Annotated in this window: 1 protein-coding gene; it reads left to right on the forward strand. The window is 54.3% G+C overall.

Translation table 11 applies throughout. The features are described 5' to 3' along the window. Positions 1–1272 (forward strand): hypothetical protein (locus tag DFP95_RS29070; RefSeq protein ID WP_220376474.1); only part of this gene is annotated, 1272 nt, incomplete at both ends.

Raw genomic sequence — 1272 nt, forward strand, 5'->3', positions numbered from 1 at the left:
GAATGCGTTAGATGCAGTAAATGCGGCGACAGCGGAAGTAGAGGTTGCCGAAGCCGTATCGAACGGATTAACGGGAGACGGAACGGATACGCAAGCAGCCATTGACACTGTGCAAGGAAATCGGGATGCAGCATCGCCAACGCTAACGGCATTGCCTAATAGCACGGCAAAAACATCGTTAACGAATAGACTTGCAGCAGTTCAGTCTGCGATTGACGCTGCACAAGTTGCTTTAGATGCAGTAAACGCGGCGATAGCGGAAGTAGAGGTCGCCGAAGTCTCGGCAGACGGATTAGCGGGAGACGGAACGGATACGCAAGCAGCCATTAATGCTGCGCAATCTGATCGGGATGCAGCATCGTCGGCGGTGACGGCATTGCCGAGCAGTACGACGAAGACTTCCTTGGATAGCCGAATGACGGCAGTTCAGTCCAAAATTGACGATGCTCAAAGCGTGCTGGATCAAGTAAATGCGGCGACAGCTGAAGTAGACGCTGCCGAAGCCGCGGCAAACGGATTAGCGGAAGACGGAACGGACACGCAAGCAGCTATCGATGCTGCGCAAGGTGATCGGGATGCAGCATCGCCTTCGGTGAATGCATTGCCTAACAGCGCGGCGAAAACATCGTTAACGAGCAGACTTGCGGGGGTTCAATCCACGATAGACGATGCACAGGATGCGTTGGATGCAGTAAACGCGGCGACTGCGGAAGTAGAAGTTGCCGAAGCCGCTGCGAACGGATTAACGGGAGACGGAACGGATACGCAAGCAGCCATTGACACTGTGCAAGGAAATCGGGATGCAACATCGCCAACGCTAACGGCATTGCCCAATAGCACGGCGAAAACATCGTTAACGAATAGACTTGCAGCAGTTCAGTCTGCGATTGACGCTGCACAAGTTGCTTTAGATGCAGTAAACGCGGCGATAACGGAAGTAGAGGTTGCCGAAGCCGCAGCAATCGGACTAGCGGGAGACGGAATGGATACGCAAGCAGCCATTGATGCTGCGCAATCTGATCGAGATGCAGCATCGTCGGCCGTGACGGCATTGCCGAGCAGTACGACGAAGACTTCCTTGGATAGCAGAATAACGGCAGTTCAGTCCAAAATTGACGATGCTCAAAGCGTGCTGGATCAAGTAAATGCGGCGACAGCTGAAGTAGACGCTGCCGAAGCCGCGGCAAACGGATTAGCGGAAGACGGAACGGACACGCAAGCAGCTATCGATGCTGCGCAAGGTGATCGGGATGCAGCATCGCCTTCGGTGAC

It is taken from the genome of Cohnella lupini (assembly GCF_003386205.1).
Taxonomy (GTDB): domain Bacteria; phylum Bacillota; class Bacilli; order Paenibacillales; family Paenibacillaceae; genus Cohnella; species Cohnella lupini.